We start from the raw sequence: 25,808 nt of genomic DNA on the forward strand, positions 1-25,808 counted from the left end.
TACGCCAACTATTCGGAATAAAAATATATCCGGATAGTTGGCGTACAATTTCAATCTTTAAAGAACTTTTTCTGCCACAGAAGAAATGGCATCTCTGGCCGCTTCAATGATAATATCGGCCTCTTCCCGTGTCATGCAAAGCGGCGGGGCAAAACCGAGAATATCACCTTGCGGCATCGCACGACCAATAACCTTACTCCGTTCCAATAAAGCAGTGGCAATTTGTGGCCCAATCTTGTCGGCTGCATCAAAGAAAGTGCGATCATCACGATCTTTGACAAATTCAATAGCCGAGAGAATACCTTCCCCTCTGACATCACCAACAATCGAAATATCAGACAGAGCACTTTTTAGACCTTCGTTAAAATAGGCCCCCATTTCGCGTGCATTACTGATCAGATTCATTTCATCAATCAGCTTTAGATTAGCGACACCCGCAGCAGCCCCAATCGGATGCGCCGAATAGGTCCAGCCATGGCCAATCGGTCCCAGCTTATCGGTCCCGTCTTCGAGCACTTTCCAGACCTTTTCGGATACAATTGATCCGGATAAAGGCGCATAGGCTGATGTTAAGCCTTTTGCGATCGTAATAATATCCGGCTCGATATCATAGTGGTCAGACCCAAACATTGATCCCAGGCGACCAAAGCCTGTTACAACCTCATCAGCGATCAATAGAATATCGTGTTTTTTCAACACGGCCTGAATAGCCTTCCAATACCCCGCAGGGGGCGGCACGATACCACCCGTCCCAAGAACAGGCTCACCAATAAAGGCCGCTATTGTGTCGGCACCTTCCCGCGCAATCAGTTCTTCCAGACTATCGACACATTGCTGCACAAACTCAGCTTCTGTCTGGTCCAGTTTTTCACGCCGGAAATAATAGGGCGCATCAGTGTGAATAACTTGCGATAACGGCAGATCAAACTTGTTATGGAACAGCTCAAGTCCCGTTAGAGAGCCAGTCATAAGACCAGAACCGTGATACCCCCGCCATCTTGAAATGATCTTCTTTTTCTTAGGGCGGTCCAACACATTATTATAGTACCAGACCAACTTGATATTGGTCTCATTCGCGTCTGAACCTGACAGACCAAAATATACTTTGGACATGTTCGCAGGCGCTCTGTCCAAAATCATTTTAGCAAGCGTAATCGATGCTTCAGTCCCATGTCCAACATAAGAATGATAATAGGCAAGCTCTTTGGCCTGCGCCGCAATTGCATCCGCAACTTCCTGTCGACCATAGCCAATGTTCACACAGTAAAGTCCGGCAAAGGCGTCCAGAGTTTTGTTGCCATCGCGATCCTCAATATAGAGACCTTCTCCACCGGCAATTACCCGGTTTTGCAAATCTCCACGAGCGAACTGGGCTAAATGTGTTGAAGGATGAAAAAAATTATCCCGATCCCACTCGGCTAATTGATCATTTCTAAGCATGTTACTTTCCTTAAATATTCTGGCCTTAAGTATTCTGGCCTTAACCATTTTGGAAACATTTTGGTCTGTTGATTTCAGCCGTAAATGTTCTATGTCTTTAAGCGTAATTGCGACAAACGTATTTAATTTCCGTAAAGGCTTCCAAGCCCTGACGCGCGCCTTCGCGCCCCAAACCTGATTGCTTCATTCCGCCAAAAGGAATAGGTGCTCCCGTTACCTTTGTCCGATTAATGGCAACCATGCCGTATTGTAGATCACGGCTTGCCCGGTAAATTTTCTTGGGATCCCGGCTATGAACATAAGCAACCAATCCATAGTCAGATTCATTTGCCCGGGCGATTATGTCTTCACCAGCTTCAAAGGCAGTCAAACAGGCAACAGGACCAAAAGTCTCCTCGCGATTGATCAGCGCATCGGCGGGAACTTCCCCCAGGACAGTTGGCTGATAAAACAAGACCCCAAGAGCATCACGTTTTCCGCCACATAGAAGTTTTGCCCCCCTGGCCAAAGCATCGGCGACATGCGCCTCTTGCTTCAAAACAGCGTTCTCGTTCATAAGCGGCCCGATATCCGGGTCATCCAGCCCTCGACCAAGGCTTAGCTCCTGAACTTTCCCAATAAATTTTTTAGAGAATTCTTGATAGACGCTCTGTTCAATAAAAATTCTATTCGCAGCCAGACAGTCCTGTCCCGACGTCGCGAACTTGGCTGATATTGCCGATGAAACCGCATGATCGATATCTGCATCCCCATACACAATAAACGGGGCATGCCCACCGAGTTCCAGTACCAGTTGTTTGATAGAAGGCGCCGACTGCTGATAAATCAAGCGCCCAACTTCTGTTGACCCGGTGAAGGAAACCACCTGTACCCGCTCATCAGATGTCCATTCCGGGACAACTTCCCCAGGCTCACCAGTCACGACATTAAAAACCCCAGCTGGAATGCCAGCACGCTCTGCAAGTTCAGCCAAAGCTGTCGCAGAAAAAGGTGTCTCCTTTGACGGATGGATAACGCAACTGCAGCCCGCCGCCAATGCCGCAGCAGCTTTACGGGTAATCATCGCGCAAGGAAAATTCCACGGTGTGATCAGTGCCGCAACACCGGCTGGCTCTCGCCAGACTTCAACTTCTCCACCCGCCATATGAGACGTTACGTTCTCAATATTAGGACGCTTTGCTTCCTCTGCATAGAATTCAATAAAGTCAGCAGCATAGTCAATTTCACCCCGAGATTCGGATATTGGCTTCCCCTGCTCAACAGTCATGATCAGCGCAAGGTCTTCCCGGTTTTCGTGCAATAGCTCAAACCAACGACGTAGAATAGCTGATCGATCCTGAGGCAACAGAGAAGCCCACTTTCGAAAAGCTTTCTGTGCAGCATCAACGGCACTATTACTCTCTGTTGCGCTCATTCTCGGTACGGTACCAATCACGTCCTGATTAGCTGGATCGTGCACGGGAATGCTCTCGCCCGATAAGGTATCTGACCACTGACCATCAATATAGCTGAACTGTTTGAATAACCGCGGATCACTTAAGGAGGCAAGAGATACTGATCTCTTCTTCTCATCTATCGTTTCTGTATCCTGCTGCGCTCGTTTACTCATCCTGAGATCACCCGTTTGACTGCGTTAATATCACAGCCTCATCATGTCGGATCTCAAAGAAAAAGTGCGTCTAAAGAAAAGACAAAAAGAAGAAGAGCTTTCGCCTAGAGCACCGAAATCAGATGTTTCGTCTACTCACTCGATGATTTCTCTTGAATCAGTAAATCAATTGGCAAGGCATTTTTCTGTTTTACAGGCTTTGTCACCACGTAGGTAAAGTAGCGTTTCAAACCAACCTTCGCTGCCAACAAATGATCAACAAAACGCTGGTACCCATCAACATCCTTGACCACAATTTTAAGAATATAATCAAGCCCACCACCAACGGCCCAGCATTCCTGTATTTCCGGATAGTCTTGAACGGCTTGTTCAAACCGCTCAAAATCTTCCGTCTGATGGCTACCCAGCTCTGCTTCCATAAACACAAACGATAGTGGTGCAAAAACCTTTACCGATAAGCGTGCTTCGTAAGATTCAATGACACCAGCCTTTTCCAATCGCTGAAGTCGTCCCCAACAAGGCGTTGGAGATAAATTAACACGCTCTGCAAGAGCCGCCTTCGTGATACGCCCTTCGGTCTGTAGTATCTTCAGAATTGCAATATCGCGATCATCAAGACGAAGGCCAGCAGCGAACATTCGTAACCCTTACTTTCTCAAACGGTAAAATTGGTTTCTCTTATTGAGACTGGTGTTTCGCCAGATCATGCAAGAAAGAGAGGCAGCGCTCAAGCTCTGAAATTTCAATAAATTCATCAGGCTTGTGTGCCTGATCAATTGATCCCGGCCCAAAAACAACTGTGGACAGCCCGACACGCTCAAAATAGCCCGCATCTGTACCAAAGGAAACAACGCCACGGGTATTACTACCAGTCAGTTTTCTGATCAGGGTAACTGCCGGGGAAGCATCACCGGCATCCAGACTTGGAACATCTGCATCAAGAACTGTCACGATATTGGCTTCGGGCGCGACACGTCGCATCTCAGGAAGCAACACGTTATTTGAAAAATCTAGAATTTCCTGAAAAATAGCCTGTCCGTCATCCCCCGGAATTGGTCTGATTTCCCAAATCATATCACAACTGCCGGCGGTGATATTACTTGCAGCACCTCCTTCTATCCGCCCGATATTACAGGTCGTATAAGGCGGATCATAAGGAGAATCAGTTTTAGGTTCAGCCGCCAACCGGGCACCAACCTCCAAAACCTTTCCGATAAAACGAGACGCAAATTCAATCGCGTTCACCCCTTTACCCGGTTGAGAAGAATGCACTTCAAACCCGGTAAAACGAGTTGTAATTTCCATCCCGGCCTTATGTCCTGTAACAAGTCCCATATTTGTGGGTTCACCGACAATTACCACATCAGGTTTGAAGTTTTTGGAAACAATATCATCCGCCAAAACAGGTGCACCAAATCCACCAATTTCTTCGTCATAACAAAAAGAAACATGGATTGGGCGTTTAAGTTTTGAACGTTGGAATTCTGGAACCATCGCCAGTGAACAGGCAAGAAACCCCTTCATATCAACAGCCCCACGCCCATACAGTCGATTATTTCGTTCTGTGAGAACAAAGGGATCTGTCGTCCATGCTTGCCCTTTCACTGGCACGACATCCGTATGACCGTTCAGGGCAACGCCTCCTTCAACAGCCGGGCCTATCGTGGCATAGAGATTGGCTTTCTTCTTTGTCTCATCATAAGACAGGGATGACGAGACGCCGTGGTTTTTCAGGTACTCTTCGATATAGGCAATCATATCAAGATTGGATTTCCCTGACAGACTTGGAAAAGAAACCAGTTTCCCCAATATCTCTTTGGTCGAAGCAAGCAAGTCCGTCATGAAATCACAACCAATTCGCGCGGCACAGAAGATAACAGTTCCGGTCCGTTGGCACCGATTGCTAGGCTTTCCGTAATCTCAAGGCCCCAATCATCCAGCCAAAGTCCGGTCATGAAGTGAAACGTCATTCCCTCTTTCATAACAGTTTTATCCCCCTTACGAAGGCTCATTGTATGCTCTCCCCAATCAGGTGGATAGGAAAGCCCGATGGAATAGCCTGTACGGCTGTCTTTAATAATCCCATGTTTTTCCAAAACATCGAAGAAAGCAATCGCGATATCTTCGCAGTAGTTACCAGCTTTGGCTTTTTCCAGGCCCGCCTCCATCCCTTCGAGAACGGCTTTTTCACTATCTAGAAACTTTTGATCCGGGGCTCCTAGAAAGACCGTTCGCGATAACGGACAATGATAGCGCTTATACACACCAGCGATTTCAAAGAAAGTTCCTTCGCCCGTCTGCATGGGTTTATCATTCCATGTCAGATGTGATGCCGATGCATCAGCACCAGAAGGCAGAAGCGGAACAATGGCCGGATAATCCCCGCCATATTCCGGAACACCACGCAACCCTGCATCATAGATTTCGGCAACCAGTTCGTGCTTTCGTAATCCCGGCCGGATTGTTTCTCTGATACGCTGATGCATCACCTCTATAATCTTCCCGGCTTTACGCATATACGATAGCTCTTGTGCCGATTTCACAGATCGTTGCCAATGAACAAGGTTTTTACAGTCCTTAAAATTGGCATTTGGGAGATTACTGACCAAAGACGCATAGGCCGCCGCCGTGAAATAGTAGTTGTCCATTTCAACACCGATCGAATGACTGCCAAGCCCCTTGCTTTCCAATATTTTGGACAGGTAATCCATGGGATGACGATCATCTGATTGAACATAATGATCCGGATATTCAATGATGTTTTCATGGGACAGGTAGGTTGTACGCTTTGCCCCGTTGGCATCAATTCCCCGACCAAACCAGATCGGTTCGCCCTCAAGCGTAACAATGACACATTGGTGCACATAAAAAGACCAGCCATCATATCCGCTCAACCAAGCCATATTCGCAGGATCGGTGATAAGCAAACTGTCCAAGCCGGCCTTTTGCATCGCATGACGGGTTTTAAACAAACGCTCCGCGTATTCTGCGCGGGTAAAGTTCAACTCTACTGTACCGGGGGAAATCACCATCTCAACACCTGTCATAAAAAGAGGATAGCAACTGAAACAAATTCCTCGAAGTCTTCATCAGAAGTTTTCGCAGAAAGGTCTCGGGAGAATTTTTCAAAAATATTTCTGTAACATAGTCGCACATCACGCCAAGATATTTCATCTAAAGAGAAGCTCAAAAAAAGAAAAGTCTTCGCAGGATCTATCCGAAATAAATTAATTCTAACACCTTCCACTTTAGACAGTTAAAACCACCTTCCCCACAGTGTCCCTGTTTTGCAAAGCACGCATAGCATCTGGTAACTGTGCAAGCGTAAATCGTGTATCAACAACGGGATTCAAAAGCCCCTCTTTCAGCATGACAAACATCTTATCCATCATGTCGCTTATCAGCTCCGCATCATGATCATGGTGCCAATAGACACCTTTGGCAGACGCCCTTTTGAGCATAAGGCGATTGGCCGGAATTTCAGTAATAGTTCCTGACGCAAAGCCCACAATAAGAATGACGCCGTTACGGGCAAGACATCGCAAGCTTTGTAAGCCTATATCACCACCGACGGGATCATAAATAACATCAGCGCCAGCCCCATTTGTAGCATCCTTGACCAGCTCAACCCAATTTTGATCACGATAGTTGATACAAACATCAGCTCCATGCTCTCTGGCGAGATCCAGTTTCTGTTTGCTGCTTGCCGTCGCAATAACCCGCGCGCCGATCGCCTTTGCAATTTCCACGGCCGCCAGACCAACGCCGCCCGCCGCCGCATGTACCAATACAGTTTGATCAGACCGCAATTGAGTACTGTCAAAGAAGGCAACCATAGAGGTCGTATAGGTAACGGGTAACGCCGCAGCCAGTTTAAAGGAGATATTATCGGGAATAGAAAATACCGTTCCACAGGAAACCAGTGCTTGTTCCGCAAACCCGCCCCAAGGAATTTTACTGGCAACCCGGTCACCAACTTTCCATTGGCTCTTCTCAGGTGCAGAAAGAACTGTCCCCGCAATTTCCTGTCCTGGCGTAAAAGGTCTCGGTGGACGAACCTGATACTTGTCTTCCGACATCAAAAGATCCGAAAAGTTGAGTGCCGCTGCCTTAACGTCAACAACAAGATGTTGATCGTCAGACGAGCTTAAATCCAGATCAACAAACTCAAGACCATCCACACCAAGCTCTTTTGATGAACGCCACCCCTGCATTTCACTCGCTCCAAAGATAACTTCTCCCCAAGAGACCAACACAAGACAAATAGAGTTGAAGGGGAACAGACTTCCAAGATTTAGGATTTATTTTCTATGTTGTCCGAATGACTATTCAAAAGATACTAAAAAAATCACCAATGCCGCTCTCTACACTCTTCAGTTCCAACGTGAAATCCCACCTACATATTAGTCAGCATTAACCTTCAATTATATTTATTGAATTATCTTCAATCATAGATAGGTAAAACCTCAAGGATTAATATGGCTGTCGGTTTCTCTGAAGCACCTGAAAAACAAACTTCTATTCGTTATTTTTCCGCATTTCTTTCCCCTCTATGCAGGAAGATTACCTTCTTAATTTTCCTATCCGTTGTTATCATAGAGATCATTATTTTATTCTTTTCTTATCAGAATCAGGAACAAAAACTTCTCGCATCCCTAGAACACACAGGGCACATAGCTGTCACATCTGCTTTTTCAAGTGAACATCATTTACACGGTGTCAAAGACGTAACAGACCCTAGCAGTATCTTTGGATTAGATGATATTATCGGGGTAACTGTTTTTGAAAATGATCAAAAGATCCTTTCCGCAGGACAAAACCCTGTAGTTCCTGAATCTCATGTTGGAAAAAACGCTGTCTTTCAGCAACCATCTCAAGATGGTGCTTCTTATAATTTCGGCTGGAACGTCGCCGAAGGGCACCACGGGTCAAGAACCGTCTATATCCGTATGAGCACACAAGCCATAAACACAGAATTAAATAACTTTGTACTAAGAGTATCCGGTCTGGTTTTGTTCATTTCGCTCTTTGTCACAGTGATCACAATGTCGCTTTTATGGGTATTCGTCCTCCGCCCTATTTTAAACCTGCAAAACATGTGTAGTGATCCTTATAATCAAAGCGGTCTGGAAAACCTCAACCAAAAACAGCTTTTACGAAGCGATGAAATGGGGGACCTTTTCCGCGCGTTTAAGTCTATGACGCAAGAAATACAACAAGCAGCCCTCGCCTCGCAAAACGCACAAAATACCCTTGAAAACCAAGTTACAGAACGAACCTCTGAGCTAGAGAAACTTAATCAAAAGCTGAGCCAACAAATCGTAACAACACAACAATCCGAAGAGCGCTTTAAAAAGGCTAATAACGTAAAGTCCGAATTTTTGGCGTCCATGAGCCACGAACTGAGAACGCCCCTAAATTCCATACTCGGATTCAGTCAATTATTGGAAGACGACAAGAATGTTCTAAATGATGAACAGAAACTCTGCATTGCAAACATCTCCAAAGCAGGCAGCCACTTGCTGGAACTAATAAATCAGATACTTGATCTCTCAAAAATTGAAGCGGGGTCTGCCACTTTCAAACCGGAACATTTTTATCCGCGTGAGGTTTTCAAAGAATGCCTGGAGATGTTCCGGGACAAAGCAACCGAACGTTCAATAACAATGCGCGGCGTTCAAGAATCAGACAAAGGCATTTATTTGGATCGATTCAGGTTCAAACAAATCGTAATAAACTTTCGTTCCAATGCCATAAAGTATGCTCCTGAAGATAGTGATATCGTTTTTGGCTGTCAGGATCTTCCCGAAAATCAAATCTATATCTATGTCACAGACTCTGGCTCCGGCATTCCCGAAGATATGACTTCCGAGTTATTTACTCCTTTTGAAAGGCTTCATCACAAAGGGTCTGAAATTGAAGGCACCGGTATCGGCTTGGCTATTTCGAAAAAGCTGGCCGAAGAAATGGGTGGTGCCATTGGGTATCATAATAAAACGGGGAATAGTTCAACATTTTGGCTAGAATTTCCAACAGCATTACCACCTTCAGATATTGAAGAAGTATCCGCTTAATACGATGATAGAATGTACCTTAGAAATAACCATGACGATTTTCAAAGCAGGGATACAGGAATGACGTTAATTCCAGAGGCCTTAAACAAAGGTCGTTTTGCTGCAAAAATTCTTATCGTTGATGATCAACTGGCAAACATTCAATTATTGGAAATGATCCTTAAAAAGGAAGGTTACCTTGACATAACAAGCCTGACGGACTCACGACTGGTCGTAGATCATCACAGAGAACATGATTTTGATCTGATATTGCTTGATGTCAGAATGCCCTACATGGATGGCTTTGAAGTAATTCAACATCTATCATCACAAATAAAAGATGACTATCTCCCCGTTCTTATCTTCACAGCTCAGCAAGAAGAAGAGACCAGATTCAAAGCTTATGAACTTGGGGCAAGGGACTGTATTGTAAAACCGTTCGATCGCAAGGAAGCTCTACACCGAATACGTAATACTCTCGAAGTCCGATTGCTCCACAAACAAATAAAAGAACAAAATGCGCAGCTTGAACTACGTGTAGAAAAAAGAACACAAGAGCTCATGCATTCCAGGGATGCTGCAGAAGCAGCAAATAAAGCTAAGACAGCATTCCTTGCAAACATGAGTCATGAACTAAGAACACCGCTTAACGGCATTATTGGTTTCTCTGAAATAATGGAATCTCAACTTTTTGGCGATCTTGGAAGTGAACGCTATCTGGAATATGCAGGTGACATAAAAAAAGCGGGACAACATTTATTGGGTGTGATTGGAAATGTGCTCGACATTTCCCGCATAGAAAGTGGCAACTACAATCACCATTTTGCTACGGTCAATATTAAAGACGTTATTTTTTCCTGTATTTCTATGCTCAAGCATCGTGCAGAAAAGGAAAAAATTGTACTTGATGTGAAGTTATCACAAACAGCAACAACAATTATTGCCGATGAAATGTTACTCAAACAAACCATTCTTAACCTGCTATCGAACAGTGTAAAATACACACCAACCAATGGACAGATATTCGTTACGTCCGAACAGAATTTAGACAACACAATAATTCAGATATCTGACACAGGCAAAGGCATATCTGAAGAAAATATGAGCAAGGTTCTCGAACCATTTGGGCAGGCACGAGAAAATGCCGAAATTGCTCATGAAGGCGTTGGCTTAGGACTTTTCCTCGCGAAATCCTACACAGAATTACAAGGTGGAAAACTAACTCTGCAGAGTGAATTAGGCGCAGGAACAACTGTTAGCTTAACGTTTCCCACACCTCAATAATTGACGATGAAATCAACGAAACTCGAAAGTTAAAATAGTTCCGATATTTCACTCGCAAAGACTTTCAGTTGCCGTCCCATTACATCCCGCCCCTTCTCATCCAATCTGTTCATGGGAAAAGCAATTGCCAAACTACCGACAGGTTCGCCATTGGGACTGGTAAAGGCAGCGGCAATGCCCGCAGCACCTTCGTAGGTTTCCTCGCTTGAAACGGCATAACCCTGCGAACGGATTATCGCAATATCTTCTCTAAGTCTCTTTTTCTGTATTAACGTTTGAGGCGTAAAAGACACAAGCTCTTGCTTGAGATAACGATCAACAAATTGATCAGGCAGCTTCGCTAATATTGCTCTTGGTGCAGCCCCTGCATGTAGCGGAAAACTTGCCCCTACTTCTTCAAAAACACGAAGTCCGCCCCGCCGACTTTCAATCTGGTCAACACACACCGCGCTATTGGAGGCCTTATCAAATGCGGTCAAAACAATGGTCTCTGACGTAACCTTTGCCAGTTTCTCTAATACAGGTTGGCAGATCACACGAATATCAAATCCTGCCTCCGCTCTTTGCCCCAGGCTAATTGCTGCCATCCCCAGGCTGTAGCGCCCGGTTTTGGGGATTTCGGCTAAATAGCCAGTTTCCACCAAATACCGTACAAGCCTGCTCACGGTTGAGCGGCTCATCTCCGTTATTTCAATGATCTCGCTCTGCGACCAGTTAGCCTGATCCACCTGAAAGAGGTTCAAGAGCTCAAAAGCCTTGTGTAACAAGCCAACTCCGGCTTGAGACGGTGTTAAAGATGCAGCCTGAACAGCCTTAGATTGTTGCTTGACATTCACAGAAAATAAATCCCACTATATAGCATATGATCTCATTATTTGGGATAATAACATTAAAACGATGCTTACTGCAAAGCTTTAGACAGAAACCAACCCTAAGAAATAATAAAGGACACTTATAAAATGCCCTGGATTGAAACGGTTCCTTACGAAGAATCTGAAGGAAAACTTCGTCGTCTTTATGATCGGGTAAAGGGGCCGGACAATAACGTCGATAATATTATGATGATGCATTCGCTGCGCCCCCACAGCATGGAAGGGCACATGGCGATCTATAAATATGTGCTGCATCATACAGGTAACACCATTCCAAAATGGTTTTTGGAAACGCTGGGTGTATGGGTTAGTTCACTCAATGACTGCGGTTATTGCGTTGATCACCATTTTGGTGGGCTTTGCCGCCTTCTTCAGGACGACGAAAAGGCCGCAGGAATCAGAAAAGCGATTGATAGCCGCAACATTGACATTGCCCCGCTTGATGACAAACAGAAGCTTGCCATGGTTTATGCTGAGGCGCTGACCAAATCACCCGCGAGTACGACTGAAGAGATGGTCAAAACAATGCGCAACGCAGGTTACAGCGACGGAGAAATTTTGGAAGTCAATCAGGTTTCATCTTACTTCAACTATGCAAACCGTACAGTACTGGGCCTTGGCTGTTCAACAAAAGGAGATATCATCGGTCTATCGCCAAACAATTCAGATGATCCCGATGATTGGTCTCACACCTGAAATCATAAGTGTTAGCCCCACAGCATGAACACTGAAAGTATAAATCCAGTAGTACACACACAGATAATATAAAATTGGCTTCCCCCGTCCCGTCCAGTATATAACAGCAATCTAAAAAGTTTCATTAGACCTATGGGATATACGGATGGGAACTGAGGGAAAGCCAACAAATCAACGTGCGCGGGGACTGGAACGTGCCTTTGATATTCTTGACCTCATCCGGCGTGAAAACCGCGCCATGCGGCCCAACGAAATTGCCAAGTTGATGGGTGCGCCTCGCTCCTCCGTTTATGAACTCGTACATCTATTGCTAAATATGAACGTGCTGGAAAATAACGGCAGTGATGGTCAGGTTTTCCTTGGCAGCCGTCTGTATTTTTTAGGGCGTGCCTATAATGACAAGGTTGATCTATATAAACGTATAGAAAACACCCTGAACACTATAGTCGAACAAACAAGCGAAACCGCTCAGTTCTGTAAATTGGAAGGCAACAAATACACTGTCGCCTTGATGAAAGAAGGCAACCGCCCGTTCCGTATTTCTGCTAATCTTGGCGAACTGGTGCCAGTGCCAAGCACGGCCTCTGGTCGCCTGCTCTTGGGGCACTTTTCTGATCAGGAAATTATCGATTTTCTAGATAAAGATGATTTTCTTTTGCCTAACGGAGAAACCATATCCTCCGACAAGTTTATAGCCGAAGTTCGTCAAGCGACCAACGATGGACATTACACCTTTGACAGTATTGTTGATACCTTCACCCATTGCTTTGCTGTTCCGGTAAAAGATGCGCAATCCACTTGCATTGCCACGCTCTGCCTCGTCACGCCAAGAGAAGACGGCCACCGCAACAAGGAAGCCTATCTGAACAATCTCAAAGCCGCCGCGAAAGAACTGGAAGCGCAGCTAAAAACTGAGTTTTAAGGCGAATTCACGCCATCTTTCAGCACACCACACTCTATTACTTAAGCAGTATATTTATGGCCTGATTTACGCCGTACTTGCGTCCGTAAAATAATACCGTATTATCTGAATTCCAAAAAAATAAATCAATGTCTACTATTGCAGACATATTCTTCAAAACACTTTCAAAGAGAGAAACAATGATTAAACGCTTTCAGGTTGGTAGTCGCATGAGTCAGGCCGTTTCCTATAACGGATTTGTTTATATCGCAGGCCAGGTTGCCGAAGACAGATCCGCCAACTTAGAGACTCAAACACGTTCTGTTTTAAAAAAAATCGAAGACCTCTTGGCAGAAGCCGGAACAGATAAATCCAAAATACTGGCGATTGATGTCTTCCTGCCAGCAATTGCAGATTTCGACAAAATGAACTCTGTCTATGACGCCTGGATCGATCCTAAAAATCCACCTGCACGTGCCTGTGTCGAAGCACGCCTGGCCGATCCGATGATCCTTGTTGAAATGACCGCTGTCGCCGCCGTATAAACAGTAACGATAAAGCGGACACAAAGAGGGGGAGACAGACATGCGGCATTCGATGTGGGCCTATCCGTGGGATCTGCAAGATCTCGGGCTAGATATGACATATCATGACTACCAACAGTTGGCCGGGGTCAATGGTATCAGTCTCGCTGTCTCCTACCACGCCGGACGTTTTCTGCAACCGCGTAGCCCCAAGAGAAAAAGCTACTACCCGGAAGACGGGACGATTTATTTTATTCCTGATGAAAACCTGTGGGCTGGCAAAGAAATCCAGCCACTTGTTGCACAAAATCTGCACGAATCAGGTGATATGCTCTCGCCCCTCATTAACGACAGAAAACATCACGGGCTAAGCGTTTCCTGCTGGACAGTCTGTCTGCATAACAGCAGGTTGGGGTTCAAGCATCCCGATCATGTGGCACGCAACGCCTTTGGCGATCCCAGTTATTATAGCCTTTGCCCCAACAGCAACGCTGTTCGAGACTATGTAACAACCCTTGTTGCGAACCTGACCCACAGCTACAGACCAGATATGGTCGAGTTAGAGACGATTGGTTTTATGGGTTTTGATCACGGCTATCATCATGAAAAAGATGGCCTTGGCCTTAAAGATGAAGATAATTTCCTTCTTTCAATTTGTTTTTGTGACCACTGCACCAAAGCCGCGCAAGATGAAGGCATTGACGCTCTTACAGCGAAAAAAGATGTCCAAGATCTGATCAGCCAAGCCTGTAGCAGAGAAACACCCGAAGCACAGTTTTCACAGTTCCAAGAGCAGAAACTTGAATGCTTCAAGAATCACACCGCGCTCTATGCGTTTCTAAAGTGGCGCACCCAGGCATCGACAAAAATTGTCCAAAGTATAAAAGAAGCTACCCATCCCGATAGTAAAATTGTTGTCATAGAAGGTGAAAATGCCTGGCGGGATGGCGTTGATATCAAAGCCATTGGCCAAGTCTGTGATGGTGTTATCCTCTGCGCCTACACAGCAACAGCAAGCGAGGTCACCAACATCCTCACCGAGACACGGAATTATCTCGGACCAGAAAAGTATCTCGGTCTGGGGGTCAGCCTGTTCCACGATCAAACGCCAACACCAGAAATTCTATCCGAACGAGTTAACGCCGCCGTCAAAGCTGGTGTGGATGGCATAAATTACTACAACTATGGCCTCGTACCAGAAACTCGTCTTGGCTGGGTGAAATCAAGTATCGGAATTTAAGTTAAACAGTGCCATTATCCTGTAAAGTAATTGAATAAAGAACTTCAGATCTTAAATACTTCAACAGCTTAATTTAAAATTCCCAATAAAAGGCAAGCATTCCAATGGCAGCTTATCTCATCGTCGATACTAAAATCAGCAATCCAGAAGAGTATGAAACTTACAAAGAACAGGCCAGACCGATTGCCGAAAAGTTTGGCGGCATCTACCGTGCCAGAGGTGGTGACATGGATACTTTTGAATCAGATCTCTGGACACCAACACGAATTGTTATGCTTGAATTCCCTGACATGCAGACGGCTCGGGACTTCGTCAACAGCGAAGAGTACGCCCCCGTCAAAAAGATCCGTCGCGCCAATGCAGAGTGTACCTTCTTGCTCGTGGATGGCATTTAACCAAAGCGTCGGTGACGACTAGAAAATTACCAAAGAAGAATTAAGGGCTGCAGAACTATATCATTCTGCAGCCCTTAATTTTTATGCTCGCGTGGCAAAACTCAATTAAGCAAGATGATCAACAATCGCCATTTTTTCACCAGCATCCTGAAGATCAGCAAGCCATTGCTTGGCAACCTTCACGTCACTCGGTGCCGCGGATACGCCCGGCGCGATTTCGCCGTTCAGAACAGCTTCGACAGCATAGCTGACAGGTGTTGAAACCAACCGAGCCATGGCGGTGTGCGTATCATCCCCATAGGCATCCATGACATATGACTTGTTGTATATCTGTTCGCCATTGCGCTCAGCCCACAGATCGACTGAAAGAACAACACGATCGTGCTCGCCTTCAACCAGTGCATATTTATCCCAAAGATCAGCAGAGATTTCAGCCAGACGCTTATCCCCCGCCTCACCTTTTAGGGTTTCGATTTCTTTGAACAGATCTGACCATGCGGTGGACCAGCCGCCGTACCGTAAAGTACCGCGCACAAACTGTTGTACATTCCAGTCTTTGCCAAAGCCGTATTCACCCATAAAAGGATAGGAATCACGGTTTGGATAGACTTCAAAGGTCTCTGATCCTTTTTCCAGATCAATCTCATAAGATTCAACGGCATCCCAAGGGCGGCTGACGTCATAAACCTTTCCGTCACGCAAACTTTTCGATGGAGATCGCAGAGCTTTGAGAACGCCCAATGGCGCCCAGCTGAACTTATAGCAAAAATCATTTGGCTCTTCGGAAAGGCCGCCGCAATAAGATCTGAAATAATGCGCATTATCTTTGGCAAAGGCTGGTGAGTTTTTATAGTCATCCATCAGCACATGCGCCATGAGATGATCAATTCCCGGATCAAGGCCGACCTCATTAACCAGCGTCAGGCCTTTTTCTTTCGCAACAGCATCCAAAGCACGCATTTCAGGCGCGATGTATGAACTGGATACAAAATTTGCATTGGCATCCAGACACATCTGCGCAACCGCAACGTGGAAATCACCCGGTAGCATAGAAACCGCCAGATCGCCTGCTTTCAAATCGCTTTTCAGCGCCTCTAGACTGAAAGCCTTGATATCAAAATCGCCACTCAGTCCCTTTGTCGCTTCCTGCGCCTTTTCAACAGTACGATTCCATACTGTCACACTGTGGCCCCGTTCGATCAGACGTCGAATACCCGGTACCGTCGAAAGGCCAGCCCCCAACCAATGAATACGCGTCATTTTTTATTCCTTATATATCCAGCGATGTTTTATGTATTGAGACCTCTCTACACCAAGAAGACAACCTTTTGAAGATATAAGGCTACAGTCTTTTAAATTAGCGCTATTCAGGGCAATATAGATGCGAAAATCAACAAAGCTCTCACGAGAATCACATAAACTTCACAAAGCGTTTGACTCTCGCGCAAGCACGGCTATATTCCACCATCACTGGCTGCCCGGATTCCGTGCGGCCATGTATGCATGAATAGAATGCCTAATTTAACAGCTAAGTGACCGATAAACATGTTCGCAGTAATCAAAACCGGCGGTAAACAGTACAAAGTCCGTAAGGACGACGTTCTGGTCGTCGAAAAAATCAACCTGGAAGCAGGTGCTTCTGTTGATTTCGATTCAGTTCTAATGATCGGTGACGATGAGAAGGCAACCATTGGCGCGCCTGTAGTGGACGGCGCCATGGTCAAGGCTGATGTGGTTGAACAGACACGTGGCGACAAAGTCGTCATCTTCAAAAAGAAGCGTCGTAAGAACCATCGCCGTAAAAACGGCCATCGCCAGGATCTCACTGTCATCAAGATCACTGACATTCTCGCCGATGGCGCTAAGAAGCCTGCTAAAAAAGCAGCAGCTCCTAAAGCCAAAGCAGCAGACGCAGACACTGCGGAGAAAAAAGCAGCTCCAAAGAAGAAAGCGGCTCCTAAAGCTAAGGCTGAACCAAAGGCTAAAGCTGCTCCTAAAAAAGCGGCTCCTAAGAAAAAAGCAGCAGAGGAATAAGACCTCATGGCACATAAGAAAGCAGGCGGCTCGTCCCGCAACGGTCGCGACTCAGCAGGTCGCCGCCTAGGTGTTAAAAAATTTGGTGGTGAGCACGTCGTATCAGGAAATATTCTGGTTCGTCAGCGCGGAACCAAGTTCCACCCCGGCACTAACGTCGGCATGGGTAAAGATCACACAATCTTTGCTACTGTCGAAGGCGAAGTTGTCTTTCGCCAGAGAGCTGGTGGACGCACATACATTTCTGTACAGCCGGCGGCCTAACGGCCCCGCCAACCAGTCCTTGTGTCTGGGTTGAAATGGTTTAGGGGGGAATGGCAATCCATTCCCCCCTTTTCGTATTTAAATTTTCCACTTATATTCCGGCTATATCGCAGTTTCACCTGCGACCATAGCTAACTCTGAATACCTATAGCGTTGCGACACCCGCCTATCAAAGAATAACGCGGTTTCCCAACGATAGAGAACAGGCACCACGATGAAGTTCCTTGATGAAGCCAAAGTTTTTGTAAAAAGCGGCGATGGCGGCGGCGGCTGTACCAGCTTCCGACGCGAGAAATACATCGAGTTCGGTGGCCCCAATGGTGGCGACGGTGGCCGTGGTGGTGATGTTATCATTCAGGGTGCTCACGGTCTGAATACGCTTATCGATTTCCGCTATGCGCAGCACTTCAAAGCAAAACGCGGAGAACATGGCCGTGGCAGTGATATGTTTGGTGCTGCTGCAAAACCTTTGATCATCAAAGTACCTGTTGGCACCGTTGTTCTTGGCGAAGACAAAGAGCAAGTCATCTGTGACATCACCGAAGAAGGTCAAGAATTTGTGATCTGTAAAGGTGGTGACGGTGGTTTTGGAAACGCACGTTTTAAAACATCAACAAACCGTGCCCCGCGTCGGTCTGATCCCGGCTGGCCCGGTGAAGAAATGTGGATTTGGCTTCGTCTAAAACTGATTGCAGACGTTGGACTTGCAGGTTTACCAAATGCAGGAAAATCAACCTTCCTGTCAGTTGTATCCCGTGCCAAGCCGAAAATCGCAGATTACCCTTTTACTACACTGCATCCTAACCTTGGTGTCGTCTATAGCCGAGGGGAAGAGTTTGTCATTGCCGATATTCCCGGCTTGATCGAAGGCGCAAGCGAAGGTCACGGCCTTGGTACTCGCTTCCTCGGTCACGTTGAACGCTGTGGCGCTCTATTGCATTTGGTAGACGGAACTTCTGACAGCTATCTCGAAGATTACAAAATCATTCGCGCCGAGCTTGAAGCCTACGGTGAAGGTCTGGATACAAAACCTTCTGTTCTGGCGCTTAACAAAATTGATGCCTTGGTCGAAGAAGAAGCCGCTGAAAGACAAGCTGAACTAGAGGCCCTATCTGGCCAGAAAGTTTATCTTCTTTCCGGTATCAGCCAAGACGGTGTGAAAGAAGTTCTTGCGGGCTTGCTCGATCATATTATCGATGGTCGAGAAGAAGAGCAGGAAGAACTGGAAGCTGAACAAGGTTCACAGGGCTACTCCCCTATCTAGTTGTGGTACAGATCTATGAGCAACATATCATCCGGGACAGGTTTGTCTGCCGCTGAACACCTCAGATCCGCAAAACGTATTGTCATCAAGATCGGCTCGGCACTGCTGGTTGATGACAAGACTGGTAAGCCACGCCTGAACTGGCTCAATGCCCTGACAGACGATGTTGCGAACCTTCGCGCACGAGGAGCAGAGGTTATATTGGTTTCCTCTGGCGCGATTGCTGTCGGCAGAAATCATCTGGGATTGACCAAACAGAACCTGCGCCTTGAAGAAAAACAGGCCTCCGCAGCAACAGGGCAAATCCTCCTGGCACATGCCTATCAAGAAGCATTGGCAAGGCACGATGTAACTGTTTCACAAGTTCTCCTGACCCTTGGGGACACCGAAGAACGTCGCCGCCATCTGAATGCCCGAAACACACTAACAACTCTGTTGCGGTTGGGCACTGTTCCCATCATCAACGAAAATGATACCGTTGCCACCAGCGAAATCCGCTTTGGCGACAATGACCGCTTGGCTGCGCGGGTTGGTGCCATGGTCAATGCTGACCTGTTGGTGCTCCTATCCGATATTGATGGCCTTTATACAGCGGACCCCAAACGCGATGCACAGGCTGAGTTTCTTCCTGTCGTCAGCGAGATCACACCTGAAATTGACGCCATGGCTGGTGAAGCCCTTCCCGGGTATAGTTCAGGCGGCATGATCACCAAGATATCTGCGGCAAAAATCTCTGTCGGTGCTGGCTGCAACATGATTATTGCCAACGGTCATAAACTTAATCCGCTGCAAAATATTATAAAGGGAAACAGAGCCACCGTTTTTGAAGCATCTGTTGAGCCCAAAACAGCCCGTAAACGTTATATCGCGGGTAGCCTGAAACCCTTGGGCACTGTGACATTGGATGCCGGCGCGTTCAAAGCTTTGCAAAACGGGAAATCTCTTCTACCTGCAGGGGTTACCGCTGTTGATGGAGAGTTTCAGCGTGGCGATGCTGTTCTGGTTAAATCACCGGATGGGCGCGAAGTAGCCCGCGGGCTTGTTGCCTATTCAAACGGCGATGCCAGAAAAATTATTGGCCTGCAATCATCAGAAATTGAAGCGCGATTAGGGTATTTGGGACGGGAAGAACTGATTCACAGGGATGATCTTGTCCTCAACTAAAAAAACACAATATAATCAAATCTCTATTGAGGTATAACCAAAGTAGCAAAGAAAGCTGCACCAAAACAGGAATGTAAGAATATGAGCGAACTGAAAGCGCAAATGGATCAGCTGGGACAAGCTGCAAAAGCTGCTGCACAGGATCTGGCTCTGGCCCCGGCAGATGCAAAGAACGATGCATTGACTGCCGCCGCCAAAGCCATTCGCGCTCAATTACCGACAATCCTTGATGCCAATAAAAAAGACATGATTGCTGCCGAGGCCAAAGGCATCAGCAGTGCAATGCTTGACCGCCTTGCTTTGGACAACGATCGTGTCGAAGCCATGGCTGCCGGCCTTGAAGCAATTGCTGCGTTCCCTGACCCAATCGGAAAATCACTTAAAAGCTGGGACCAACCCAATGGCCTTAGGTTTGAGCAGATTTCTGTGCCTTTGGGCGTGATCGGTATCATCTATGAAAGCCGCCCTAATGTGACCGCGGATGCAGGTGCTCTGTGCCTAAAGGCCGGAAATGCCTCTATACTACGCGGTGGTTCGGAAAGCTTTCATTCTTCAGGCGCCATTTTGGATTGTCTGCAAACAGGTCTGGAAGAAGCTGGCCTACCCGTCGCAGCAATCCAGCGCGTCCCAACAACAGACCGCGCTGCGGTTGGGCACCTATTGACCATGAACGACTATGTTGACCTGATCATTCCTCGTGGCGGACGCGGGCTTATTGAACGGATTCAAACAGAAAGCCGTGTGCCTGTCCTCGCGCATCTTGATGGCCTTTGCCATACTTATCTGCACGAAGAAGCTGATCCCCAAATGGCCCTAGAAGTGGTCTTGAACGCAAAAATGCGCCGTACTGGCATTTGTGGCGCAACAGAGACTCTTCTGGTTGACGCCAACTATTCAAACGAAAACCTCACACCAATTCTGAATGCTCTGATCGACAAGGGCTGTGAAATCAGGGGTGATGCCGAAATTCAGAAGATGGATAACCGGGTAAAAGAAGCGTCTGCTGCGGATTGGGATACCGAATATCTTGATGCCATTCTTTCCATCAAAAGAGTAGCGGATCTGAAAGGCGCGATTGCGCATATCAACCGCCATGGCTCTCACCATACCGAGGCGATAATCACAGCCAGTGACAAGGCAGCGACAACATTCCAACAGGAAGTTGACGCGGGCATCGTCATCCACAACGCCTCGACACAGTTTGCTGATGGCGGACAGTTTGGAATGGGTGCAGAGATCGGTATTTCCACTGGAAAGCTGCACGCACGCGGACCTGTCGGTGCTGATCAGCTCACAAGTTATAAATATCTTGTCCGCGGCGCAGGCCATGCCAGACCTTAGTTGCAAAGCAATTTACAAAACGAAATGCTAAGCCAAAAACCACCCAGCCTGACCTTCACCAAAGTACTTTGTCCGCAAAGTATCGCAGGAAGTCTGGGTGGCCGTCTTCCCCCAAAGGGAAGCAAAATTGGCTTGCTTGGAGGATCTTTCAACCCCGCTCACAAAGCTCATTGCCAGATATCCAAAGAAGCTATTGTTCACTTAGGCCTCGATGAAGTCTGGTGGCTGGTGTCGCCACAAAATCCCTTAAAAGACACTAATGGTATGGCACCGCTCCCGGATAGGGTCAAAAGCGCCCTGTCTATCCCCAAGCATCCCAGGGTGCGTGTTACCACGATCGAAAGTCAAATTAGATCAGTCTATACCGCTGATACACTCTCTCGTTTGAGACAGATTTTTCCTTCTGTTGATTTCACATGGCTTATGGGTGCAGATAACTTGAGCCAAATCGCCCTTTGGCGTGATTGGCAAAATATTTTCAAAACAGTGAATGTTGCTGTCTTTGCCCGCCCGGGTTACTCGCTACAATCAACTAATTCTAAAGCAGCTCAACGCTTTAAGAATACGAGAATTTCAGAAAAATTGGCGCGAAACCTGTCCAAGCGTACAACCCCTGCCTGGACCATAATTCATGGTCAACAACTGGATATATCATCCACTGCCATCAGGAATGGCCTTCATAAGGGTAGCAGGCATAAGGCATAGAGCTCATTGAGGATAAAATCACAAAGAAACAACGATTTTATCCCTTTAATGTAACGATGTTCATTAACATATAGAGTCGCGCACCTTTACTGTGCTAAGCTGACACTGTAAGACCCTTGTTCTGTATAGCGATAAGTACGGAACGTGTTAGTAACAATCTGTAGTGGGAAGTCGTGACCTCACGAGCAGATTCTTTTTACGGAGACCGATCATACCACGAGAATCTACGGCCCCAGAGGCCAATACACAGGATACGACGGGAAATAACCGTGACCTGCTTGAACTAGTTCGTAACTCTCTTGAGGATGACAAAGCAGAAGACATTGTCGTCATCGAACTTGCCGGAAAATCTAGCATTGCTGACTACATGGTCATTGCCAGCGGTAATTCAAACCGTATGGTCTCTGCCATGTCCGATCACCTTCTTCGCAGCCTTAAAGCTGCCGGCATGAAAAGTATCATTGCCGAAGGAAAAGATCGTGGTGATTGGGTGTTGGTGGATGCCGGGGATGTTGTTGTTCATCTTTTCAGACCTGAAGTCCGAGCTTTTTATAACTTGGAAAAGATGTGGGGTTTGGAACTGCCTGAATCAGCACAACCTTTTGCATCGCAAGAAGCCTGATACAGGCTACATGCCATAAACTAGAAGTAGGCAATGCGGATAACATTAATTGCTGTCGGAAAGGCCAAGGCCAGTCCGGCAAAGGATCTTTTTGAACTTTACTGCAATCGCCTGCGAGGCAATCGGCTCAACTGGAGCCTGGACCTCAAGGAAGTAGAAGAAAAAAAGAATCTGCCTGCTGCACAGTTGAAAGAACGTGAAGGCGAACTGCTCCTCGCCGCCGCGCCCAAGGGCGCTAAAATTGTGATCTTGGATGAAAAGGGAAAAGACCTTTCCAGCCCGCAATTTTCAAAACTCCTCGAGAAATGGCAAGATAGCGGCGAACAAGATATCGCGTTCCTCATAGGGGGAGCAGATGGTCTTTCAGATGCCGTAAAAGCCCGATCCCAGCAAAGCCTCTGTTTTGGCCGCCTTACATGGCCGCACATGCTTGTACGAGGCCTTTTTGCGGAACAGGTATATCGCGCCTCCTGTATCTTAAGCGGCCATCCTTACCATCGGGATTGATATAGCCATGAACCGGATAAACTCCGTTTCCCCACAACAAACCTAATATTTTATTTACTCTGATCAGATATTCTCTCAGGCATTACAAATTCTGAAGCGAGGAAGATCCAGTGCGCTTTCCATCGTCGTACTGCTTATATTTTCAGAGGCGTTTAATCATACTGATAATCTCGTCTTGCACGGCATTTACGAGCATTTCCGCTTATTCAGAAACCGTTATCAATATTCGCCAAGCTCAAGGAGCCGGCGATATTGCTCATAGCTATTTCGCTGCACTAATTTCAGAGGTTCTAGACAGAACCGCCTCTAGGTATGGTCCAGCAAAATTAAATGTAACCTCGTCCAATCTAACCCAACAAAGATCTCTCTATTTTCTGGAAAAGGGGCGCAAAATTGACCTGGATTGGGCTGGGACAAATTTGGAAAGGGAACAAGACCTCCGCCCAATACGTATTCCTCTGAATATGGGCCTTCTTGGCTATCGGCTACTTGTAATTCGCAAAGATCGTATTGCCGAGTTTGATAAAATTCAAACACCCGAACAACTCAAACGACTAACCGCCTGTCAGGGACAACACTGGCCTGATAGCAATATTCTGGAAGATAATGGTTACATCGTTAACCGCACGATACGCTTTGAGTTAATGTGGAAAATGATCGAAAAACAACGCTGTGATTATTTTCCAAGGGCAATCAGTGAGGGATATGGCGAAGCCGAATTTTATGGCACAGATACCTATAAAGCCTATGATAAAATTCTAATTACCTACCGCTTTCCAATGTACTTTTTTGTGAATCTAAATAATCAAGTTTTAGCCAAGCGCTTGGAAGAAGGCTTGGAATCTATGATAGAGGACAGGAGCCTATTGAAATTCATGGAACAACATCCCGCAACAAAAGCTGCTTTTCCATTAAGCCAATATGAAAATAGCCTAATTTTCGTTGCAGAGAATCAATACATAACAAAAGAGACCCGTGACCTTCCTGACAGATATTGGTTAAAAATTACGCCTTGATACGCGATACGCCTGCGACATTCCTTATTTCCAAGAGATTTTTAACTATTTTTCCTATTCACAACAAACAAGACCGTGAAATTATCTTAAAAGCAGGCTACATTGCCTTTCAAAATTGACACATAAATAAAAAACGACACAAGAATAGTTGTGACAGGCTCCCTCACTCATTCATTTTTCGTTCCCGGATCAAAAACCGGATAAATATAATAAGTTAGAAGGTGCTACTTCCTGATGTCATCAGTTCAAAATAAACCCAAACCAGTTGTTCTTTGTATTCTCGACGGTTGGGGATTTCGTAAAGAAGATGATCATAACGCAATTAACCTGGCAAAAACGCCCCTTATCGACCGCTTAAGCAAAGAGGTACCTTTAGGATATTTGGCGACCTGTGGGCTAGACGTTGGTTTGCCAACAGGACAGATGGGTAATTCGGAAGTCGGGCATATGAACATCGGGGCCGGACGCGTCGTCATGCAGTCCCTTCCCCGTATTGACACTGCAATTCAAGACGGAAGCTTTGCACAAAACCCGGCTTTGCTCCAAACAGTTGCGCAGCTGAAAGCAAGTGGTGGAACGGCGCATATTCTTGGGGTCATTTCCAATGGGGGCGTGCACGGCCATCAAGATCAGACTTCCTATCTTGTCAACACACTCAAAGCAGCTGGTATCCCTGTTATCGTTCACGCCATTTTGGATGGTCGCGATACAGCACCTCAATCTGCAACTGAATTCCTGACTGCTTTCAGAGCCACAACACCCGAAGTTCAAATCGGGACTGTGCTTGGGCGTTATTACGCAATGGATCGAGATAATCGATGGGAACGCGTTCAAAAAGCCTATGATGCCATCACTCTGTGTCAGGGAGAAACAGCCTCTTCACCGGATCAAGCGGTTGCCAACAGTTACGCAAATAAAGTTTGGGACGAGTTTGTTCTGCCCTGTGTGATTGATGGCTACAAAGGCATGCAAGACGGCGATGCCCTTTTGATGACCAACTTCAGGGCTGATCGTGCGCGACAGATCCTCCATGCCTTTATTGACGATGATTTTTCAGGGTTCGAGCGACAAGTCCAACCCAAGTGTTGTTCTTACCTTGGTATGGTTGCTTACTCTGATGCCTTGGCAAAAAAAATGGGCGTTATGTTTGCCCCAAGGGATTTAACCCAAACCTTGGGTGAGATCGTTTCCAACGCAGGATTACGCCAACTCCGTATCGCTGAAACGGAAAAATATCCTCACGTGACCTACTTCTTTAACGGAGGTGTGGAAGAGCCTTTACCCGGAGAAGAACGTATTCTTGTGCCTTCACCGAAAGTAGCAACCTACGACCTTCAGCCATCAATGTCGGCACCAGAAGTAAATGAAAAGCTCTGTTCTGCAATAAAAAGTGGTAACTATGAGATGCTGATCTGTAACTTTGCCAACTGCGATATGGTCGGCCACACAGGTGATCTTCAAGCCGCAATAGAAGCTGCTGAAACTGTTGATAACTGTTTACAGGATATCTATCAGGCGACACTCTCTATAGGTGGGCGACTGCTTATTACAGCCGATCACGGGAATGCCGAAGAAATGCTCGATCCAATCACAGGTTTGCCTCATACAGCACATACTTTGAATCCTGTTCCCATTTTATTAGTAAATGGTCCCGATAATGTTACCAAGATCGCAAATGGTCGCCTTGCGGACATTGCACCAACAATTCTAGACTTGTTAAATCTGGATCAACCCACTGATATGGATGGGCAGTCGCTTATCAGACGTGATGACGATTAAACGGTTATAGAAGAAATCTTTTTGAGGTCACAGTTGCCAAACGCTTTGCGCTCGCAGAAATCATTTACACCCCCCAGCTTCATTCGGAGCTGTGGGGT

Annotated in this window: 24 protein-coding genes and 1 pseudogene; 17 read left to right on the plus strand and 8 right to left on the minus strand. The window is 46.4% G+C overall.

What is annotated here, in order from left to right:
- Positions 1–57: 57 nt before the first annotated feature.
- The 6 genes from BKB51_RS14755 to BKB51_RS14785 form a co-directional block, all read right to left on the minus strand.
- Complete coding sequence (locus BKB51_RS14755) at positions 58–1,440, minus strand: aspartate aminotransferase family protein (RefSeq protein WP_085901888.1); 1,383 nt, start codon at positions 1,438–1,440, stop codon at positions 58–60.
- Positions 1,441–1,537: 97 nt separating this feature from the next.
- Positions 1,538–3,049, minus strand: coding sequence for an NAD-dependent succinate-semialdehyde dehydrogenase (locus BKB51_RS14760; protein WP_085901889.1), 1,512 nt, complete (start codon positions 3,047–3,049; stop codon positions 1,538–1,540).
- Positions 3,050–3,180: 131 nt separating this feature from the next.
- Positions 3,181–3,687 (minus strand): Lrp/AsnC family transcriptional regulator, encoded by a 507-nt coding sequence (locus BKB51_RS14765; protein ID WP_085901890.1) that lies wholly within the window; start codon positions 3,685–3,687, stop codon positions 3,181–3,183.
- Between the two features lie 40 nt (positions 3,688–3,727).
- Positions 3,728–4,891: an acetylornithine deacetylase gene (gene argE, locus BKB51_RS14770; RefSeq protein WP_198946760.1), complete on the minus strand. Its 1,164-nt coding sequence runs from the start codon at positions 4,889–4,891 to the stop codon at positions 3,728–3,730.
- Positions 4,888–6,081 carry an ectoine hydrolase DoeA gene (doeA, locus tag BKB51_RS14775; protein WP_085902076.1) on the minus strand — a complete coding sequence of 398 codons (1,194 nt, stop codon included), beginning with the start codon at positions 6,079–6,081 and terminating at the stop codon, positions 4,888–4,890. The genes argE and doeA overlap by 4 nt, the downstream gene beginning before the upstream one ends.
- Positions 6,082–6,297: 216 nt before the next feature.
- The gene (locus BKB51_RS14785; protein ID WP_085901892.1) at positions 6,298–7,263 is read right to left on the minus strand and encodes an NADPH:quinone oxidoreductase family protein; all 966 of its coding nucleotides are present in this window, start codon (positions 7,261–7,263) and stop codon (positions 6,298–6,300) included.
- Positions 7,264–7,527: 264 nt separating this feature from the next.
- On the opposite strand from BKB51_RS14785, the gene BKB51_RS14790 reads away from it, so the two are divergent.
- Together BKB51_RS14790 and BKB51_RS14795 are read left to right on the plus strand one after the other, a co-directional pair.
- Complete coding sequence (locus BKB51_RS14790) at positions 7,528–9,123, plus strand: HAMP domain-containing sensor histidine kinase (RefSeq protein ID WP_085901893.1); 1,596 nt, start codon at positions 7,528–7,530, stop codon at positions 9,121–9,123.
- Between the two features lie 60 nt (positions 9,124–9,183).
- Positions 9,184–10,386, plus strand: coding sequence for an ATP-binding response regulator (locus tag BKB51_RS14795; RefSeq protein ID WP_158090246.1), 1,203 nt, complete (start codon positions 9,184–9,186; stop codon positions 10,384–10,386).
- A 29-nt stretch (positions 10,387–10,415) separates the two neighbouring features.
- Here the strand turns inward: BKB51_RS14795 and BKB51_RS14800 are convergent, their stop codons facing one another.
- Complete coding sequence (locus BKB51_RS14800) at positions 10,416–11,222, minus strand: IclR family transcriptional regulator (RefSeq protein ID WP_085901895.1); 807 nt, start codon at positions 11,220–11,222, stop codon at positions 10,416–10,418.
- A gap of 123 nt (positions 11,223–11,345) precedes the next feature.
- Between BKB51_RS14800 and BKB51_RS14805 the strand changes: the two genes are divergently transcribed.
- The 5 genes from BKB51_RS14805 to BKB51_RS14825 all read left to right on the plus strand — a co-directional run bounded on the left by BKB51_RS14805 (position 11,346) and on the right by BKB51_RS14825 (position 15,014).
- Positions 11,346–11,954, plus strand: coding sequence for a carboxymuconolactone decarboxylase family protein (locus BKB51_RS14805; protein ID WP_085901896.1), 609 nt, complete (start codon positions 11,346–11,348; stop codon positions 11,952–11,954).
- A 145-nt stretch (positions 11,955–12,099) separates the two neighbouring features.
- Positions 12,100–12,876, plus strand: coding sequence for an IclR family transcriptional regulator (locus tag BKB51_RS14810; protein WP_085901897.1), 777 nt, complete (start codon positions 12,100–12,102; stop codon positions 12,874–12,876).
- Between the two features lie 179 nt (positions 12,877–13,055).
- Entirely contained in the window at positions 13,056–13,400 is a 345-nt protein-coding gene (locus BKB51_RS14815) for a RidA family protein (RefSeq protein WP_085901898.1), read from the plus strand.
- A gap of 40 nt (positions 13,401–13,440) precedes the next feature.
- Entirely contained in the window at positions 13,441–14,619 is a 1,179-nt protein-coding gene (locus tag BKB51_RS14820; protein ID WP_085901899.1) for an alpha-amylase family protein, read from the plus strand.
- A 104-nt stretch (positions 14,620–14,723) separates the two neighbouring features.
- On the plus strand, positions 14,724–15,014 hold the full coding sequence (locus tag BKB51_RS14825) for a DUF1330 domain-containing protein (protein ID WP_085901900.1): 291 nt from the start codon (positions 14,724–14,726) through the stop codon (positions 15,012–15,014).
- A gap of 105 nt (positions 15,015–15,119) precedes the next feature.
- On the opposite strand, the gene BKB51_RS14830 is transcribed toward BKB51_RS14825, so the two are convergent.
- Positions 15,120–16,274, minus strand: coding sequence for a saccharopine dehydrogenase family protein (locus tag BKB51_RS14830; RefSeq protein WP_085901901.1), 1,155 nt, complete (start codon positions 16,272–16,274; stop codon positions 15,120–15,122).
- Positions 16,275–16,559: 285 nt separating this feature from the next.
- Here BKB51_RS14830 and rplU point away from each other — a divergent pair.
- From rplU to gpmI, 10 genes and pseudogenes are all read left to right on the plus strand, one after another.
- Positions 16,560–16,868, plus strand: a pseudogene (gene rplU, locus BKB51_RS21120) (50S ribosomal protein L21); the annotation flags it as partial.
- 186 nt (positions 16,869–17,054) lie between these two features.
- On the plus strand, positions 17,055–17,312 hold the full coding sequence (rpmA, locus tag BKB51_RS14840; RefSeq protein ID WP_047764940.1) for a 50S ribosomal protein L27: 258 nt from the start codon (positions 17,055–17,057) through the stop codon (positions 17,310–17,312).
- A 214-nt stretch (positions 17,313–17,526) separates the two neighbouring features.
- A complete protein-coding gene (gene obgE, locus BKB51_RS14845; protein ID WP_085901903.1) occupies positions 17,527–18,576 on the plus strand; it encodes a GTPase ObgE in 1,050 nt (349 codons plus the stop codon).
- Between the two features lie 15 nt (positions 18,577–18,591).
- The gene (gene proB / locus BKB51_RS14850; RefSeq protein ID WP_085901904.1) at positions 18,592–19,740 is read left to right on the plus strand and encodes a glutamate 5-kinase; all 1,149 of its coding nucleotides are present in this window, start codon (positions 18,592–18,594) and stop codon (positions 19,738–19,740) included.
- Between the two features lie 81 nt (positions 19,741–19,821).
- A complete protein-coding gene (locus BKB51_RS14855; protein ID WP_085901905.1) occupies positions 19,822–21,081 on the plus strand; it encodes a glutamate-5-semialdehyde dehydrogenase in 1,260 nt (419 codons plus the stop codon).
- Between the two features lie 24 nt (positions 21,082–21,105).
- Positions 21,106–21,786 carry a nicotinate-nucleotide adenylyltransferase gene (locus tag BKB51_RS14860; protein ID WP_085902077.1) on the plus strand — a complete coding sequence of 227 codons (681 nt, stop codon included), beginning with the start codon at positions 21,106–21,108 and terminating at the stop codon, positions 21,784–21,786.
- 163 nt (positions 21,787–21,949) lie between these two features.
- The gene (rsfS, locus tag BKB51_RS14865; RefSeq protein WP_338066221.1) at positions 21,950–22,408 is read left to right on the plus strand and encodes a ribosome silencing factor; all 459 of its coding nucleotides are present in this window, start codon (positions 21,950–21,952) and stop codon (positions 22,406–22,408) included.
- 33 nt (positions 22,409–22,441) lie between these two features.
- On the plus strand, positions 22,442–22,915 hold the full coding sequence (gene rlmH, locus BKB51_RS14870) for a 23S rRNA (pseudouridine(1915)-N(3))-methyltransferase RlmH (RefSeq protein WP_085901906.1): 474 nt from the start codon (positions 22,442–22,444) through the stop codon (positions 22,913–22,915).
- Between the two features lie 419 nt (positions 22,916–23,334).
- The gene (locus tag BKB51_RS14875) at positions 23,335–23,931 is read left to right on the plus strand and encodes a hypothetical protein (RefSeq protein WP_125911850.1); all 597 of its coding nucleotides are present in this window, start codon (positions 23,335–23,337) and stop codon (positions 23,929–23,931) included.
- Between the two features lie 234 nt (positions 23,932–24,165).
- Positions 24,166–25,710, plus strand: a complete 1,545-nt coding sequence (gpmI, locus tag BKB51_RS14880) for a 2,3-bisphosphoglycerate-independent phosphoglycerate mutase (protein WP_085901908.1) — start codon at positions 24,166–24,168, stop codon at positions 25,708–25,710.
- Positions 25,711–25,808 lie beyond the last annotated feature (98 nt).

The sequence above is a fragment of the Kiloniella majae genome, from assembly GCF_002118315.1.
Taxonomy (GTDB): domain Bacteria; phylum Pseudomonadota; class Alphaproteobacteria; order Kiloniellales; family Kiloniellaceae; genus Kiloniella; species Kiloniella majae.